Origin of the sequence: Lactobacillus sp. ESL0791, from assembly GCF_029433255.1 — a bacterium.
Lineage (GTDB): Bacteria > Bacillota > Bacilli > Lactobacillales > Lactobacillaceae > Lactobacillus.
The window spans coordinates 306536-323875 of record NZ_JAQTHU010000001.1 but is presented as its reverse complement, the minus strand read 5'-3'; the positions used below and the strand labels follow the sequence as shown (position 1 = coordinate 323875).

Genomic DNA, 17340 nt, shown 5'->3' with positions numbered 1-17340 from the left:
TACCTGTCCAATAATATTTCTAGGCAAATAGAACTATGGTACTGGCAAAATGATTTTACATTTGATCCATAAAAACATTCAGGGTGTGATCAACGAATTCATTTCCGCGATTATTAGCGTGGCCCTTCGTCCATTCAAACTGACTGTCCGGAAATTGTTTCAGCAGCTGCTCAAGCTGCTGCCATTCCAAAACATTGGCCAGCTTACCTTTGCCGCGTTTCCAGCCGCGCCTTTTCCATGATTTAAGCCATCCTTTATTGATTGCATTCAAGACATACTGTGAATCAAGCACAAACAGCAGGTGCTGTTTGTTAAAACCAAGTTCAAGCAACTTTTTCAGTGCCATAATCAGTGCTGTTTGTTCCATTTTATTGTTGGTCGCACCAAACTCACCGCCTGAACCATGAACTTCCTGGCCGTTCCACTCAATCAGATAGGCCCAGGCAGCCTTATCGGTTTTCCGCACATGACCGCCTTTGTAATTTCCGGTGTTGCGGGTGCCGCCATCGGTATAGGTCACAGCAAAATAATCGCCGGGGCTGCTATTTATTACCTTGCTTTTTTTATTGACACGCTTAGATGTTTCCGCAGCAGGTTGTTTTACTCGTTTACTTTCCGCCTGAATTTTTTTGATTGCGTTCTGCAATGTGTCCTCGCCCTTTTGTAAAATTTTCTTCTGAGTCTGTTCGTCCCAATCCAGATAGGCGGTGGCATCAGTAATCTTGCTAAATGACTTATATTCGGCCCCTGAAAAGCCGTCTACCTGTTTTTTAGCGGCATCCCAGCTGCGATAAATGCCGGGAATGCGACCCTTTTTTACTGCATAAAATTTCATATGTACCTCTCATTCACTAAAAGCAATGGTCAATGTTAGAATATAGTTATTGTTAATTTTAAGGTGGTGGCGTATGTTCTTCAATAGTAAAAAATATAAAGAAGAAGCGGAAAAAAACCGCAAGCATAATCTTTCTGAAGAGCCCAGCAAATTTAACATGATTTCCCTGGCAATTCTTGCCACATTCGCTCCCACCCGAATTTTCCTAAAAATGCATCATCGGCAAATTGAAGATGAAGCCGTAATTGAAAAAAAACACGGTTCCTTTGAACAGATACCGGTAATCTATTTTCACGGCTTTCGCGGCGGCGATTACACCACCGAAGTAATGGTCAAAACCGCGTGTAAAGATAAGAAAAATGGCAAATACTTAAAGATTACCGCCGACTTGCTCGGCAATTTCAAATTAGAGGGTACCTGGACCGGCGATCGCAACCCGATCGTTCAGGTTGTCTTCCGGCAGCGAATCATCGGTGTTTACGGTATTGATTATTATTTAAGTTTTGTTCTGCCTTTTTTAGCCCAAAAATACAATTTTTCACATTACAGTGCCGTGGCCCATTCACTTGGCTGTCCCTGCATTGTCCGAACAGAAATGAAATATTACCGCAAGGCTAAGTTCCCGCACCTAATCAAATGTGCATTTGTCGCGGGACCGTTCGATGGCGTAACTTTCTTGGGGGACATTCCGAATGTTAACGGTCTTAACCAAAATGGGCGGCCCAGCGTGATTAACCCGCACTACCTTTACTTGATGATGCGGCGCCGGCATTTTAATCCTAATATTTCCGTTTTAAACATTTATGGTAATGTTTTAAACAACACCAACACTGACAGGTTCGTTTCGGTTATTTCCGCCAAAAGCATCCGTTACATTTTAGCAGCTAACGCTCATTCTTACCACGAAGTTGAAATTCGCGGTGAAAAATACGCGGAACACAGCTGGATGCATGACAATCCGTTTGTCATCAACATGATTGATGAATTTATCGGTCTCAAAAATTCTCATAATTCGTAGTAATCACCAAAATTTATTTGGAGGGGTTCCGTGTCACTGCTACATAATATCTGGCGCATACTAGTTATCACCAACACAATCTTAGCTTTTTATATCGTCTTTCACCGGCGCCGGTCCGTTTCCACCACTTGGGCCTGGTTAATTATTTTACTTGTTTTTCCCGTAATCGGCATGATTGCCTACGGCTTTTTCGGCCGGGGAATTTCGCAGGAAAACCTCTTTGCCATCAACAGGCAGCACCATATCGGCCTGCGCAATGTGCAGAGATCGATCACGCAGGCGCCACGAAAAACCAGTCCGTCCGACACTTCTAACAAGGCGGATATGGTGATTCGCCTGCTTAACAAAAACGGCGAGTCACCTTTAAGCAAAAACAATCAAGTTAAGCTTTATACCGACGGTCGGCCAATGTTCAACGACATGATCAGGGATATTGAGCACGCTAAGCAGACAATCAACATTGAATTTTACACTTTCTATAATGATGATATCGGCAATGAATTTCTTAACCTGCTGATTAAAAAAGCCAAGGAGGGTTTGCAGGTACGTGTGCTTTACGATGCCTGGGGCTCATTAGGTGCAACCAAAGCTTGGTTCAACCAATTATGCAAAGTTGGCGGGCAGGTTTTGCCGTTCATTACCTCGCGCAACATGATTTCCAGATACCGGATCAATTACCATCTGCACCGCAAAATCGTTGTAATCGACGGTAAAACTTCATGGACCGGCGGTTTTAATATCGGCGACCAGTACCTCAGCCGCAAAAAGAAATTCGGTTACTGGCGCGACAGCCAGGTGCGGATTGTGGGTTCGGCTTCACTTCTTTTGCAGGAACGTTTTGTCATGGACTGGAATGCTTCCATCCAAAAAGACAATCAGGTGATCACTTTCAGCCAACTGTTCTTTCCCGATTTTGACGAAAGTGAAATTCATCCCGGCGATGTGGCAACGCAAATTGTGTCGGATGGTCCGGATCGCTATGAGCCGTACATGCGCAACAGTGTTTCCCGCTTGATGCTCTTAGCGAAAAAACGGCTGTGGATTCAAACCCCTTACTTGATTCCCGATGATTCAATGTTTGCTACCTGGCAGACAATTGCTATGTCAGGCGTTGATTTACGTATCATGATTCCCTGCATGCCCGACCATCCCTTCATTTACCGCGCAACGCAGTGGTATGCCAACGAATTATCACGTTACGGTGTCAAAATTTATATTTACAATAAGGGCTTTATTCACGCCAAGACGATAGTGGTCGATGATAAGTTTTCAACTGTCGGTTCAATGAACCAGGACTACCGCTCCTATGACCTCAATTTTGAAGATATTGCGGTTTTTTATGACAAAGAATTTACAAAAAAAGTGGCAGCGTCCTTTGAAGATGACATGAAAGATTCAACGCTTCTGACACAAGAAATGATCCAGAATCAGGGGCGCTGGCTTAAAACTCTGCAGAGTTTTTCCCGAATGCTATCGCCAATTCTATAGCAAACATTACTTAAAGGAGATTGATTTTTGATGAAAAAGAATTATCTAATTTCGCTGATGGCTGTATTAACGATCAGCGGTGCATTGCCGCTGACCACTATGCAGGCAAATACCGTAGTCGCGGCTAAAAAAACGAAAAAGCAAAAACGGAAAAAGAAGAAACAGCGTGCCGTCAAAAAACAAACGGAATTGTACGAAGATGAAACGACCGCAACAATCGCTGCTACACCGAAAATTAGCTACTTTACCCCTGAAATAATCAGTCAATACCATTTGTCTACACATGCTTTTGCTAAAACCACAATTACTTATGACGATACCGCCCTGCCGTCCGAGCAGCAAGAAGTTTTTGAACAAGTCATTAAACAAATTAACGACTTGGACTTGGTCAAACTGGTCGCAACAGTCGGTGATGCCGACATTACAGTTGTGGATACAACTAACAATGATGAAAATAACAGTCATTGTGCAGATACCAGTATTAGCTACAGCCACGAGCAATCTAAGGGGCTCTACCTCAACGAGCATGCCGCTATGAGTATCTACCTGAATTCAATCAATGCCATTTTCACTAAGGCAGGCAGCCATACACTGGGGCAGGAGCAGCATTATTACAAAATAATATTTGCCCACGAACTGGGACACGCACTAGGATTAGAGCATAACCCTGCTTCTAGCATCATGAATGCAGAGGCTACCTATGACGCCAATACTAAATACAAGGCAGATTCTACCAAGCCAATCTTAGATCAGGAATACATTCAAAGTTTGGCCATACTTTATAAATAAGTTAAAAAAAGCAAGCACCTGCAACAGTGCTTGCTTTTTCAACTGTCTAATACTTTATTTACTCTTACCCATGTCAATTAGATTAGCCGCCTTAATATAAAGATATTTATTAAAAGCTAAACTAGAATAACCATAGATCGTATTCGGAACTGCAGCATTAACCTTGTAATACTTTTTGCCTTTAATCTTAATCGGTGCACCAAAGGTGTAGAAATCATCACCATCCTTAGCCAATAACTTTTTGCCTATTCGTTGACCCTTCCTGTTATATTGATAAGCATTATGAATAAGATTCTGTCGTTCACCGTTAAATTCGGTTTGATTAATTCGGTAATCTGGGCTAAAAACATAGTCCTGCTCATCAACTACCACCATATTTTTAGCTGTATACAACTGGCCATTCATATAAAGCACATAGACATTTGAGCCATGATTCGAATTACCAGGAATAATTTCGGCTTTACGCAGGTTACGAAACTTGTCAAAATTTATCCCGCTAGTAGTTTTCTTGAGCTTGCGTGTGGTTTTATCAGCAACATCGGCCGCATCAAGATAAGTTTGATTACCAAAATCATAATATTTTTTGCCATTAATTGTTACTGGGCTGCCATAAGTCACAACCGCTGAACCAGCCAGCAAAACTATGTGTTTATCACGGCGCTGGCCATTTTCATCATATAAATAAGCATTATGCGTTAACTTTTTTGTAACTTGGGCAACAGGCGTCCGCGACATTACATAAGTTTTGCCATGGTCTGCAGGGACAGTTACATCCTTTTGCAGTTCGGCAGTCGTCAGCTCTGAAGAATTGGAACTATTAGCTATTTGGATATGATTCATATTAATACCAACCTGATTGTCGCTTGGTAGCGGGTACTTCCCCAGTATTAGCGTAAAACCGGCAAAGTCACCCGTATTATCAAGGAGCCCCGCCGTTTTCTGAGCCTTGCTGATATTAAATTTTGTCAAGTCCAGCTTAGACAACGAAAAACAATTTGCAAACATTCCTCGAACATCAGTCGCATTACTAAAATCAAGGTTAGACAGATCGATTGCTTTTAAGTTCTTGCAATTAGCAAACAGGTTCCAAGCAAAAGTGACCTTGCTTGTATCCCAACCAGACAGATTAACACTTTCTAAGTTACTGCAGCCATTAAAAACATAGCCCATTTCTGTCATGTTGTGCGTATCAAAGCTATGTAAATCAAGATTAGTCAAACTCGTACTATTCTGAAACATTCCATTAATTTCCGTAACCTTACTGGTATTTAATTTTGACACATCAATGCTGGACAGCTTAGGACACTCAGCAAACATGTTGCTCATGTTGGTAACATTTGCCGTATCAATATTACCAAGATTAATACTTTGCAAATGATAGCATTCAGAGAAAAGCTCCGACATATCCGTTACCTGACTAGTATTCAATTTAGATAGATCGGCCTGCTCCAACCCGGAATAGTTAAACATGTTGCTCATATCAAGAAGACCAGCGGTATTAAGACCGCCAAGGTCAAGCTGTTTCAGCTTGCCACATTCATAAAACATTCTCGCCATCGTCGTCACATGACTGGTATCAATACCGCCAAAATTCAAGTTTGCAAGCTGTTGACAATCGGCAAACATTTCACTCATGTCGGTAACATGACTGGTATCTAATCCCGTCAGATCAAGGCTCTTAATTCCGGTGTTAGAAAAAAGGCCGCTCATATTAGTTACTTGGCTAGTATCAAGGTTACTTAGCCCGGAAACATCCTGCAAGTCATCCAGCGGAGTTTTAATTTCATTGTCATCATCCCCGTCAATTTCTGGCACACTAAATTTACTTTTAGAATCTGGAGCTAACGCAACGCCCTTAGTGAAAACCAGGTGTTTAACGCCGACCAAATTCTTTCCAGTCGAAGCCCACTTATAAACTGGCGTTGAAGACATCATGCCGCCCTTAGTTCCAGGTTTAATCGTTAAAGTGGCCGTTTTCTTATTAAATATCCACATACACTGCCCATCTGTTCCTGTTAGATTAGAACTAATTGTAGTACGATGTGCAGCAGCAACCGGCTGATCGGTAAAAGTGAGGCTGACGCCACCAGCTAGCAAAGCAATTAGGCTCACTGCAACTAATTTAAAACGTTTTTTTGTTTTCATAATCTTCTCCTAATAGAAAACTAAATATACGATTTTTATTAATTGTAGCACAATTGTGACTAACCACACTGCTATCTATACGATTACAAATAATGCTAATGCGTATTTTAAAAACAAGCACCTGCAACAGTGCTTGCTTTTTCGTCATCTATTATTCTTACATGATGTTCTGAATCTCAATCTGAATATCATGTTTGACATACTTCTTTAAGACGGAAACAATCTTGCTCACGCCCTGAGAGAAGCGGATATAATACTGCCGGTTTTTCTTTGTCGTCACCAGACAAATTACGTTTTCTTTTTTCACACCGGGCATTGCGATCAAAGTTACAGTGACAACTTCGGAATAGCGAATCGTTCGCTTAAAATAGCCGGAAACAACAATCCGCTTAGGTGCAAAACCAGCGAAGCCATCGATAATGCTAGTCAGTAAAAACAGCGCTAAGAAAAAGTTAAGACTCTGATCACCCTTTTCCAGGTAATTCCACATAAACCCAATCCAGATGAAAATCAGCGCCCAAATAATTGACGAACTGCGATAAGTTCCCCGCAATTCGATATTTGCCTGCCAGTACCAACTGTAGCAGGCGTACGCAATCAATAAAGCATCAATAATAAGATAAAAAATTGCCGTTTCGGTCATGTGTATTCTCCTAAATAATTCTTGTTTTATTATAACAGACTTGTAATTCTTCGTTTGCTTAAGATTTTAAATTAGTTTTTACTTGCATTATGATTAAAAAAGTTGTTTAATATTTATTAAATTTAAATGCAATGAAAAAGAAGAGTAGATAATTTACCTCTTTCAAGTGAGTTAACGATAGTGAGAAGTTAGCAGACCCTGAATTATTGAAAAACACTTTTAGCAGCTCGCTGAAATAAAATTATTAGAGTAAGCAGAGACGTAGCCAGTACGTTACCTCGCTGGTAAAGCATGTTTGTGCTTTATTGAGTTGGCCCAAGTTTTGGGCAATTTAGGTGGTACCGCGGAAAAAGCCTTTCGTCCTTGATTAAGTTTAGGGGCAAAGGGCTTTTTCTTTGCCTCACGATTTCACGGAGGAAAAGAAAATGTCCCTAATTTTACCTAAAAGCTACCACCCAACTTTAAGCATTCGCGATACCGAAGCCGCAATCGTTTTTATCCGCGAACACTTTCAACAAATATTGGCCGACAAGCTTAACCTGCAAAGAATGTCTGCACCCATGTTCGTCGAAAAAAGCACGGGGATTAACGATAATCTCAACGGTGTTGAACGCCCAGTTGCCTTTGACATGAAAGCTTTGCCTAAGGAGGACACGATTGAAATTGTCCATTCTCTTGCCAAGTGGAAACGGTTGGCACTGAAAAGATACGGCTTTGGAATGCACGAAGGCCTTTACACTAACATGAACGCCGTTCGACGTGATGAAGACTTAGATAATTTCCATTCAATTTATGTTGACCAATGGGATTGGGAAAAAATCATCAAAAAAGAGGAGCGAACAACAGAAACCTTAAAGGCAACTGTCGAAAAAATTTTTGCCGCAATCAAAGAAATTGAAAAAGAGAGTACTAAACGCTATCCGGGCTCAATTTACCGCTTGCCTGATAAAATCCATTTTATCACCACTCAGGAATTGGAAGACAGGTGGCCGGAAATCAGTCCCGAAGAACGCGAAAACAAGATTGCCAAAGAAAAGAAGGCCGTCTTCTTAATGAAAATCGGCGACAAGTTAAGCCGCAGCGGTAAGCCGCACGATGGCCGGGCCCCCGATTACGATGATTGGCAATTAAACGGCGACATCATTTTTTGGTACGAACCGCTAGAACAAAAAATCGAAATTTCTTCGATGGGTATCCGCGTTAGTCCTGAAAGCCTTCGCACCCAGCTGAAAAAGGCGGGCTGCGAAGAGCGGGCCAAGCTGCCTTTCCACAAAATGCTGCTTGCTGGCGAACTGCCATACACAATCGGCGGCGGTATCGGTCAATCACGCTTGTGTATGCTTCTACTCGGCAAGGCTCACATTGGTGAGGTCCAGGCCAGCATCTGGCCAGAAGCCACACTTAAAGCCTGCAGTGAACACCATATTCCAATTTTATAAGAAACAAAAGGCAACGTCGTGCAGGCGTTGCTTTTCTATTGCACAAGAAGTTAGCCCTCAAGCAAACTCTTGTAGTAAACTTAACGATAGTAATTATTTTTTAGAAAGGCAGAAAATTATGATTGATTCTAAGCAAATTACCCAATTACAAACTGATATTAAGGATGCTAACCACATTACTTTTTTAACCGGTGCCGGCGTTTCCACCCACTCCGGCATCCCTGATTACCGCTCCAAAAACGGAATCTATGACGGTGTGTCCGAAAGTCCGGAAACAATTTTGAGTGACGAAACCCTTTACCACCGTCCAGAATTTTTCTATGATTTTGTCATGAAAAACATGTACTTTCCTGATGCCCAGCCCAATTTGATCCACAAAAAAATTGCCCAAATCTGCAACCAAAAAGGCGACTTGATTACCCAAAATGTTGATAACTTGGACCATAAGGCAGGTAACCAGCACATGACCGAATTTCACGGCAGCCTCTACAATATTTATTGCACCAAGTGCCAAAAGGCGGTTTCCTACGAAGAATATGCTCAAGGCTATGAACACAAGGATTGCGGCGGCATCATTCGTCCAGGAATTGTCCTTTATGGTGAAGCAATCAATCCCGACAATTTGTCCAGGTCGGTTAATGCCATGGAAAATTCCGACCTAATCATTATTTCCGGCACCAGTTTCGTAGTTTATCCCTTTGCCCAACTGCTGGCCTACAAGCAGGCAGGGGCCAAGGTCTGGGCTATCAACAAAACGGAAATTCCGGCTTCCGGCATCAATTCCATTATCGGTGATGCCTTGGATGTTTTCGCCAAGCTTTAATACCCGCAATGACCTTTTATTACGATTATTTACAAATCGGCAGCACACCATATTGCTTGGCAGCCGACACTTCCGGATTAGTCTATGTTGGCAAAAAGAATGATCCTAAATATGACATTGCCAATTTTTATCCTAACGAAGAAAAGTTACTGCACGATTCGCAAATGCTTGCACCTTATATTAGAGAATTAACCGAATATTTTTCTGGTAAACGGCAAAAATTCACCGTGCCAATTAATATCAGCAAGTTCGGCACGCCCTGGCAGCGTCAGGTGCTTGAACATGTTGCCAAAATTCCTTATGGTAAAACAATAAGTTATGGTAGCTTGGCACAAGCAGTAGGTAAGCCGCTGGCTGTGCGCGCAGTTGCCCACGCTGTCGCGCGCAATCCTGTTCCCTTCTTTATTCCCTGCCACCGTGTGATTCTTACCAGCGGTCAAATTGGTAATTATCGCTTAGGTCCGGAAGAAAAAAGACAGCTAATCAATTTAGAAAAGAGTTATTTGTAGATGGCAATTATTAAAATGTATGCCCCGTTTTTCAGTGGAAGCAACTGGCTGCACGTCTTAACCAGCGGCAAAGACTGGATGGTAATCCTAACTTTGATCCTGATGGAATGCTTGCTATCCGTTGACAATGCGGTCGTGTTAGCTGCACAAACCAAAGTTTTGCCCACGAAAAAGCAGCAGGAAAAGTCGCTGTTCTATGGTCTTTGGGGCGCATATCTTTTCCGCTTTATCGTGATTGGTATTGGCACCTATCTGATTAATTTTTGGGAAATCAAATTAGCCGGCAGCATCTACCTTTTTTATTTGGCCTGGAAATTCTTTTACGATGAGCGGCACCCACAAAAAGCGACAGCTAAAGCAAAAAACGCGCAAGTAAAAATTGCGCACGAGCAAAAAAAGAAGAAAAAGCACTGGCTTTCTCTCTTCTGGCGGACAGTTATTTCAATTGAAGCAATGGATATTGTCTTCTCCATTGACTCTGTTTTAGCCGCACTAGCTGTTTCCAACAATCCTGTTATTGTGCTGATTGGCGGCATGATTGGCATTCTGTGTATGCGGGGCGTTGCCGAAATTATTATTAAATTAATGGATATTATTCCAGAACTGCAGCCGATGGCCTATGTCTTAATCGCGATTATCGCTCTCAAGCTGCTGTTATCACTGCCGCCGCTGAATTTCGAACTGCCAAATACAGTTTTTGCCATAATTGTTTTCAGCATTTTGGGGATCACGATTATTTTTCATTTCTTGCGGGCAAAACACAAAAGCAGTAACTAATCAAAACTGACTTACAGTATATTCCTTAAGCACAACCGCCTGGTTGTGTTCTTTGTTTTTGGCACCAAACAAAAACAACACATCCTGCTTTTTTAATTGGACCTGTACCAACTGGATGAAGTCGGGTGTAAAATCATTGTTAGCAAGTTCAGCCAAGTAGCGCTTTTTAAATTCTGGATACTTTTCATCTTCATGATTGAACCATTGGCGCAGCTCTTTAGTTGGACCAATCTCTTTTGCCCACATGTCCAACTTAGCATTGACCTTACTAATGCCGCGCGGCCATAAACGATCAACTAAAATACGGTAACCCACCGGTTGATCATGGTCATAAATTCTGACTAATTTAATTTCATGCATAATTTTCACCTCAAATTAAAGTTTACTACGAGAAAGACAAAATGAATTATTCAACTTATTTTACTAACCGTTCAACAGCAGAAATCACAAGGGACCTGCTTGGCAGGCCGCTCACTTTTAACGATGGCAAAGAGATCTTAGGCGGCTACATCGTTGAAGCCGAAGCTTATTTAGGTAAAAATGACCGCGCGGCCCATTCTTATGGCGGCCGCCGCAGTCCGGCAAACGAAGGCTTGTACTGCGCGGGCGGTACGATTTATATTTATGCCCAGCGACAATATTTCTTTTTCGACGTTGCAACCCAGGCAAAAAATGAACCACAGGGAATTTTAATCAGAGCAATTGACCCCGTTTGGGGCATCGAGCAAATGATTGATAATCGCGGCGGTAAAAGCGGCGTTTTATTAACCAACGGACCAGCAAAAATGATGCAGGCTCTGGGCATTCACAACAAGATTTGGGATCAACACTTGTTAGTTGATTCCCCATTTACAATCGATCTTGATGATAAAAATAAGAAAATAGCCAAAAAAATCATCACAGATAAACGCATCGGTGTTAACCAAGATGATCCTGAGTGGGCCAACAAGCCGCTGCGCTATTTTGTTGGCGGCAATTCTTATGTTTCAAGAATGAAGAAACGGGATTATGCAGAAGATAACGGATGGCAGCAATTGTAATGTAATTTGCATTGCATAATGTTGACATTAACAACATAAAATCATATTATTAACCAAAAAGGAAGGCAATATTATGACATCAGCAAATTTAAATATTCGCACGGATAAAGAAGTTAAAAAGCAAGCTGAACATATTTTTAATGAATTAGGATTAAATATGTCAACAGCAATCAATATTTTCTTACGCCAAACTATTAGAGACAATGGACTTCCGTTCAAATTGACACTAAAACCAAATTATGAAACTGTAACAGCAATTAAGGATGCAGAAAAAATTGCAAAAGATGCAGATATAGTTGGTTATGACAATATGACAGATTTACGCAAAGCACTTGAAAAATGAAATATCAGGTTAAATTTACCAAGCAGTTTAAAAGAGACTTCAAACTTGCACGCAAACAAGACCAAGACATAGAAAAGTTATATCAAGTAATTGAGCAATTAGCAGAAGGCAAACAACTTAAGGAACAATTTAAAGATCATAGATTAACAGGCGAATATTCCGGCACGCGTGAATGTCATATTGCACCTGACTGGTTGTTGATTTATAAATTAGACGATGAAATTTTAGTCCTAATTTTAACCAGAACAGGTTCTCATTCTAATTTATTTAAATCATAAATGCTCAAAAGTATTAGTTCTTCAATATTTACCAAAACTCCTAAATGCTAGATGAAATTAGGCAATTAGGAGTTTTTCATAAATTAAACTATTTATGTAGAAAATCGCCATTTAAGAAATCTAAAAATAATAGGACAACTACTAATAACAGGGAAATAATAACATGTTGAATTTCTCTATAACATGAAAAATGCAGCCAACAATCAATAACAAGCCAGTAATAACATAAATTATGCTATAGGTCCGTAATTCAAAGTCAGGATTCCTAAGTCCGCCAATCTCATTAAAAAATAGCCATAATCCGAATAATGTTCCAAGCATTTCCAAAATAACTGAAAAAATTTTTATTACTTTTACAATTAAGTTTTCCTCCCTTTTATTCCATAAATATTAATTTAACTATACCAGATTAATGAGATTATTTATGATATTTTAAATATAAAGCTCTTATCGCAACACAAAAATTATCATAAGCCTATACTAGAAGTAAAAACAGGGAGGCAATCTAATGAGACAAATTAAAATTGGTGACACTAACTTTATAGGTTCGGCCATCGCTTTGGGTATCATGCGCATGAACGCCTTAACCGTTAACGAAGCGGTCAAAACTTTGGAAACTGCGCACGATGTTGGCATTAACTATATTGATTCGGCCGATGTTTATGGTCATGGCAAATCTGAAGAAATTTTTGGTCAGGCTTTCAAAAAATCTTTACTGACGCGTGACGATTTTTATATTCAATCTAAAACCGGCATTTACGAAAATCCCGACTTAAATTATAAAACCACGCGCTACGATTTTTCCCAAAAATATATTATTAATGCTGTTGACGACATTCTGAGCCGCATGGGAATTGATTATCTTGACAGCCTGCTTTTGCACCGGCCGGATGCCTTGATGGATCCTGCTGAAATTGCTGCCGCTTTTGATGAGTTACAAGCAGCAGGAAAAGTGCGCCACTTTGGCGTGTCCAACTTCAACCCCATGCAGGTTGAACTGTTGCAACAAGGTCTGAGCCAAAAATTATTAATCAACCAACTCCAGTTCAGCGTTATGCATACAGGACCGATTGATTTCAACATTCACACCAACATGACCGATGAGCGCAGCATTGATCACGATCGCGGCGTTCTTGATTATTCGCGCCTGCATAAGATGACCGTGCAGGCCTGGTCACCTTTCCAGTATGGGCAAATTGAAGGCAATTTTATCGGCAATCCAAAATTCCCCGAAGTTAACGCCGCCCTGCAAAAACTGGCTTACCAAAAAGGTGCATCCAAGAATGCAATTGCCGCCGCTTGGATTTTACGGCATCCTGCAAAAATCCAAGTCATTATCGGCACGATGAATCCTGAACATATTATTGATAGTGCCAAAGGCGCAGACATCGCATTGACTGCCCAAGAATGGTATGACATCTATTTAGCTGCAGGAAACGATTTACCGTAAAAATTGATCTAAAACAAATAGTCTTAACAGAGTTTTCCTTCTGCTAGGGCTATTTTAAATTACTTATTTTCTACGGCTTTAGTAAGAACAACAAAAAAACTTTTATATAAAGATAATATGTTCTGGTTAACATCACTTTTACCTTTACATTTATCCATTATCTAATATAACAATATCAGAGCAGCTAAATATTTTATATAATTTAACTTTCGCTAGATTCTACGTTCATTCTTGATAATAAAGCAATTTTTATATTAACTTTCTATTATAATAGTTCATCCGCGCAACACCATCACGCACCGAAAACTTGACTAAAGCACAGTTATCGATTGTCTCAAAATGATTCATGTCGCCATGCGTCAGGTAATGGGCCGCCATCATCCTAATTAATGTTCCGTGGCAGATAACCAAAACTTTATTTTCAGGATATTTCTGCGCCATATCGTCTAAAAATACTCCGCAGCGTTTATCAAAATCTGGAAAAGTTTCACCTTTTTTAGCGTACTTAATAAAATGCTTATTAACCTTGCCCCACGGATCGATCGCATCCGGATATTTTTTTCGGATTTCGGGCAGCGATTTCGCATCCCATTCGCCGAAATCAAATTCAGTCAGCCGCTCATCCAAAATAATATCTCGTTGTCCTTTAGTAAAAATCTTGGCCGTTTCTACAGCTCGTTTTAACGGGCTGGAATAAACAACATCAAACTCACTAGGATCAAAGTGGGCAGCAGCTTTTTCAGCGTACTTTCTCCCATCTTCATCCAAGCTGAGATTAACAGAAGCACCCTGCAAATAATTTTTCTTATTTAAAGCAGTTTGACCGTGGCGCACAAAAACTATCTCCATTAAATAAACCTCTATTCTTAACACAATACTTCTATTTTACTATTTACTAAAGCAGTTTTTAAGTCGAGATTTAATGTCTTTTAAAATCAAATTTAGTTCGAAAAATAAAATGATCGGCTGTGCTGATTTTCGGTTCAAATTGAAAACCAAAATCATGAAAATCTTGAAGTTCTTCAGGCCGTGTCAATTGTTTTTCCGCGATAAACTTGCTCATCTCGCCGCGAGCCATTTTGGCATGAACTCCGACTGTCTTCCAGGTACCATTTTTCTTTTCCTGAAAATCAATGGCTATCATTTGGCGTTTACCGTTTAAATACGGTGCAACTACTTTGGAATACTCTTTAGATGCCAAATTAATTATCACATTGTCATCCTTAAACAAAAGATCAGCAATACTGCTGCCCCAGAATTTATACAAACTTGGGTCAGTAAAGCCCATCAACTTGTTCTTCATTTCTAGCCGGTACGGACAAACTCCGTCAAAAGGCCGCAAAGCCCCGTAAAAGCCAGATAAAATCCAGAAATTTTTCTGCAGATAGGTAAGAGCTGGCTTAGTAAACAAATCCGGCATCATATATTGGTACTGAATGCCGGAAAAGGACAACACCGCTGGCGTCAATCCCTTGGTCAGATTCATCACTTCTAATTGCTGCTGACTTTCCCTTATAACCCGGTCACTTGCATGCCAAATTTTTTTCAGTTCATCATAACTGCGGTTTTTCAAGAATTCCTCTAGAATTTTCGTTTTTTCTAGAAAAACTGGTTGTGACTGTACTGGAAAAGTATCTTGGTTCACTTTCATTTTCATTGCCGGTGAGATAATAATTTTCATCTTTCGTATTTCCTGCCTTTTAAGGTAAAATTAGTTAGTAATCTATGTAAGGAGATAATTTTATGAATCCCGATTTTGCTATCGTCTTAAATTTTAAACTAAAAAACGCCAAGAACATAGACTTTGATTCTTTAGTCAAAACCGCCCGTGACATTGGTGCCCGCGCAATTAGCGCTGATACGAAAGCGGCAAATTTCAAGAAAGCATGCGCAAAATATACCATCCACTTGCTTAACAGCACCTATGGGACAAATTTAAATGCGGCAAATGTCATCGACACAATGATGGCGAGCCGTCAAAACGGTCAGCCGACAATTATCAATATTGAAATTGAAGAAGACGGAAAGATTGCCGCTGCCGCCAAAGAAACACTTAAAGTAGTCAACAGCTGGATGCACATGTTCGGTCATGCTTTTAACGAAGGCCAACTAAGCAGCTTAACGGTTGACCATGACGGCTTTATTTTAGAAAACCGCCACATGCCTTACCAAAAATACATCTTCTTGAAAAGCCCACTGCCAGAAAAAGTAATGGTTAATGGCTTAGAACAGGACCCCAACCTCATCGAAATGATTGAAAAGCGCATCGAACCAAAATTTACTTTTAAAAATGGACAGCTGGAAATTGTGCTAGATCAGCCTAATAATTCATTTTCGTGGCAGGTTGTCCGTATTCAGGCGCACCGTCCGGAAGATGATATTAAGGAAACAAAATTTTAGTCAAAAACAAAATGAAGTTCCAAAAATAGAGCTTCATTTTTCATTACATTCAAAATCAAAGTAAGTAGACATCGGCAACATCCGTACCATGTTTTAGTAAGAAATTAATATTCAGCCGGCATTTTACCAACTAAATCAGAATTAGCTTTTTCTGGAGTCATATTTAGCAAAGTCTGTTGAGCCTTATTTAAAAGCCACAGCGCCTGCTTAACCTCAACTCCACTTGCTGCCTTTGAGGCATAAACCTCTTTAGCTTTAGCAAGATAATTATCATACTCGTCAGCATACCCACTGTATTCTTCATTTTTATAATTAGCTGCAGCTTTAACTATAGCTTCCTGAGCAATTGCTTTTTGTAAGTCTTGTTTGTCAGCTTCAGTAGCCACTTTTATATCTTCTTTTGCTTCTTCAGCTGTATTAATTGGAGTAAGTTGTGGTCCTGAAACATATTTAACATTTTCAGCTTTGATATAGAAAAGATTATTGTCAATAGCATCAGTTACATCTACTGTGTCATGTATTGTAGCAGATCCTAAGCGATAAAATAGTTCAGCTTTATTATTTTGTGGTACCCAAATATAAAGTAATTCAATTACTTGTTTGTAATCAACCAAATCTTTATCAATTGTAACAACTTTACTGTTATTACTTGGGTTAAGAATATTTTGGAAATTATAAGCAATAGTTGGTTTAATGAATTCAATATAAGTATCTTCTGTTTGTGTAGCTAATCTTTGTCGCGGTTTAGTTTTAATATATCTAGCAACAATAAATGCATCCTTTGTATTTGATATATGGTAATAATTTGCTGTACCGTTACCACTGATATCTGAAGCAACGTAATCTACTTTAATTGATTGATTATTTTTAATAGTAACTTTATTATCTGTTCCAAGCGTAATTGGCTTGTTATCGGCTGCTTTTAAATCTGCCTTAACAGTCGTTTCAGAAATATATAGTGGTTGACCATTAACTTGCTTAACATTAGCCGCGTTAATATACCCTCCATGTCCAATGCTATAATAATAACTTCCTTTGACTTTTTTATAAGGTAGCCACGATTGATTGTAATTATCGTTGTCTAATAGATAAAAATGTTTACTATTGCGTTGAATAGGTTCAACTTTGCCTGTATATTTTACTACAGCTCCTTCGTGAAAGTGGGTTTTATATTTACTACCAAGGTAAGTTCTTAACCGCTTGCCTTTTTTGCTATAAACATACGCTCCATGAACTAACTTTATCGTATTTGTAGTTGCTGCAGACACAGTCTTTAGGTTGACTGGTACAGGTGTTGCCACTAAAGCACTAACAATTATCCCTAATATGAATTTTTTGCCAATTTTCATAATATCACCTCAAG

At 39.9% G+C, this 17340-nt stretch carries 19 protein-coding genes and 1 other annotated feature; of the genes, 12 read left to right on the top strand and 7 right to left on the bottom strand.

Features of this window, described 5'->3' with window-relative positions; all coding sequences use genetic code 11:
- Positions 1-55: 55 nt before the first annotated feature.
- Positions 56-835, bottom strand: a complete 780-nt coding sequence (locus PT285_RS01640) for a ribonuclease H family protein (RefSeq protein WP_277147354.1) — start codon at positions 833-835, stop codon at positions 56-58.
- A gap of 73 nt (positions 836-908) precedes the next feature.
- Here PT285_RS01640 and PT285_RS01635 point away from each other — a divergent pair, with 73 nt between their 5' ends.
- Genes PT285_RS01635 through PT285_RS01625 form a run of 3 tightly spaced genes read left to right on the top strand, consistent with a single transcriptional unit; the run spans position 909 to position 4130 of the window.
- Entirely contained in the window at positions 909-1853 is a 945-nt protein-coding gene (locus PT285_RS01635; protein ID WP_277147352.1) for an alpha/beta hydrolase, read from the top strand.
- A 30-nt stretch (positions 1854-1883) separates the two neighbouring features.
- Positions 1884-3341 carry a cardiolipin synthase gene (gene cls / locus PT285_RS01630; protein ID WP_277147351.1) on the top strand — a complete coding sequence of 486 codons (1458 nt, stop codon included), beginning with the start codon at positions 1884-1886 and terminating at the stop codon, positions 3339-3341.
- 30 nt (positions 3342-3371) lie between these two features.
- The gene (locus PT285_RS01625) at positions 3372-4130 is read left to right on the top strand and encodes a matrixin family metalloprotease (protein WP_277147348.1); all 759 of its coding nucleotides are present in this window, start codon (positions 3372-3374) and stop codon (positions 4128-4130) included.
- A 54-nt stretch (positions 4131-4184) separates the two neighbouring features.
- Here the strand turns inward: PT285_RS01625 and PT285_RS01620 are convergent, their stop codons facing one another.
- Positions 4185-6275: a BspA family leucine-rich repeat surface protein gene (locus PT285_RS01620; RefSeq protein ID WP_277147346.1), complete on the bottom strand. Its 2091-nt coding sequence runs from the start codon at positions 6273-6275 to the stop codon at positions 4185-4187.
- A 157-nt stretch (positions 6276-6432) separates the two neighbouring features.
- A complete protein-coding gene (locus PT285_RS01615; protein WP_277147344.1) occupies positions 6433-6918 on the bottom strand; it encodes a hypothetical protein in 486 nt (161 codons plus the stop codon).
- A 122-nt stretch (positions 6919-7040) separates the two neighbouring features.
- Positions 7041-7286: a binding site (T-box leader), on the top strand.
- 57 nt (positions 7287-7343) lie between these two features.
- Here PT285_RS01615 and asnA point away from each other — a divergent pair.
- The 4 genes from asnA (at position 7344) to PT285_RS01595 (ending at position 10466) form a co-directional block, all read left to right on the top strand.
- Positions 7344-8357 carry an aspartate--ammonia ligase gene (gene asnA, locus PT285_RS01610; protein WP_277147343.1) on the top strand — a complete coding sequence of 338 codons (1014 nt, stop codon included), beginning with the start codon at positions 7344-7346 and terminating at the stop codon, positions 8355-8357.
- 118 nt (positions 8358-8475) lie between these two features.
- Positions 8476-9180 carry an NAD-dependent protein deacylase gene (locus PT285_RS01605; protein WP_277147341.1) on the top strand — a complete coding sequence of 235 codons (705 nt, stop codon included), beginning with the start codon at positions 8476-8478 and terminating at the stop codon, positions 9178-9180.
- Positions 9181-9188: 8 nt separating this feature from the next.
- Positions 9189-9689 (top strand): methylated-DNA--[protein]-cysteine S-methyltransferase, encoded by a 501-nt coding sequence (locus PT285_RS01600; RefSeq protein WP_277147339.1) that lies wholly within the window; start codon positions 9189-9191, stop codon positions 9687-9689.
- Positions 9690-10466 (top strand): TerC family protein, encoded by a 777-nt coding sequence (locus tag PT285_RS01595; protein WP_277147337.1) that lies wholly within the window; start codon positions 9690-9692, stop codon positions 10464-10466.
- Here PT285_RS01595 and PT285_RS01590 read toward each other — a convergent pair whose 3' ends face one another.
- Complete coding sequence (locus tag PT285_RS01590) at positions 10467-10826, bottom strand: DUF488 domain-containing protein (protein ID WP_277147335.1); 360 nt, start codon at positions 10824-10826, stop codon at positions 10467-10469.
- Between the two features lie 41 nt (positions 10827-10867).
- Between PT285_RS01590 and PT285_RS01585 the strand changes: the two genes are divergently transcribed.
- The 4 genes from PT285_RS01585 (at position 10868) to PT285_RS01570 (ending at position 13577) form a co-directional block, all read left to right on the top strand.
- The gene (locus PT285_RS01585; RefSeq protein ID WP_277147333.1) at positions 10868-11506 is read left to right on the top strand and encodes a DNA-3-methyladenine glycosylase; all 639 of its coding nucleotides are present in this window, start codon (positions 10868-10870) and stop codon (positions 11504-11506) included.
- Between the two features lie 73 nt (positions 11507-11579).
- Complete coding sequence (locus tag PT285_RS01580; RefSeq protein WP_277147331.1) at positions 11580-11849, top strand: type II toxin-antitoxin system RelB/DinJ family antitoxin; 270 nt, start codon at positions 11580-11582, stop codon at positions 11847-11849.
- Complete coding sequence (locus PT285_RS01575; RefSeq protein ID WP_277147329.1) at positions 11846-12127, top strand: type II toxin-antitoxin system YafQ family toxin; 282 nt, start codon at positions 11846-11848, stop codon at positions 12125-12127. The genes PT285_RS01580 and PT285_RS01575 overlap by 4 nt, the downstream gene beginning before the upstream one ends.
- 508 nt (positions 12128-12635) lie before the next feature.
- Complete coding sequence (locus PT285_RS01570) at positions 12636-13577, top strand: aldo/keto reductase family oxidoreductase (protein WP_277147327.1); 942 nt, start codon at positions 12636-12638, stop codon at positions 13575-13577.
- A gap of 249 nt (positions 13578-13826) precedes the next feature.
- Here the strand turns inward: PT285_RS01570 and PT285_RS01565 are convergent, their stop codons facing one another.
- Both PT285_RS01565 and yaaA read right to left on the bottom strand, forming a co-directional pair.
- The gene (locus tag PT285_RS01565; protein ID WP_277147326.1) at positions 13827-14426 is read right to left on the bottom strand and encodes a histidine phosphatase family protein; all 600 of its coding nucleotides are present in this window, start codon (positions 14424-14426) and stop codon (positions 13827-13829) included.
- 70 nt (positions 14427-14496) lie between these two features.
- On the bottom strand, positions 14497-15258 hold the full coding sequence (gene yaaA / locus PT285_RS01560; protein WP_277147324.1) for a peroxide stress protein YaaA: 762 nt from the start codon (positions 15256-15258) through the stop codon (positions 14497-14499).
- A 62-nt stretch (positions 15259-15320) separates the two neighbouring features.
- Between yaaA and PT285_RS01555 the strand changes: the two genes are divergently transcribed.
- Entirely contained in the window at positions 15321-15977 is a 657-nt protein-coding gene (locus PT285_RS01555; protein ID WP_277147322.1) for a hypothetical protein, read from the top strand.
- A gap of 104 nt (positions 15978-16081) precedes the next feature.
- On the opposite strand, the gene PT285_RS01550 is transcribed toward PT285_RS01555, so the two are convergent.
- Positions 16082-17326 (bottom strand): SLAP domain-containing protein, encoded by a 1245-nt coding sequence (locus PT285_RS01550; protein WP_277147321.1) that lies wholly within the window; start codon positions 17324-17326, stop codon positions 16082-16084.
- Positions 17327-17340: the final 14 nt, after the last annotated feature.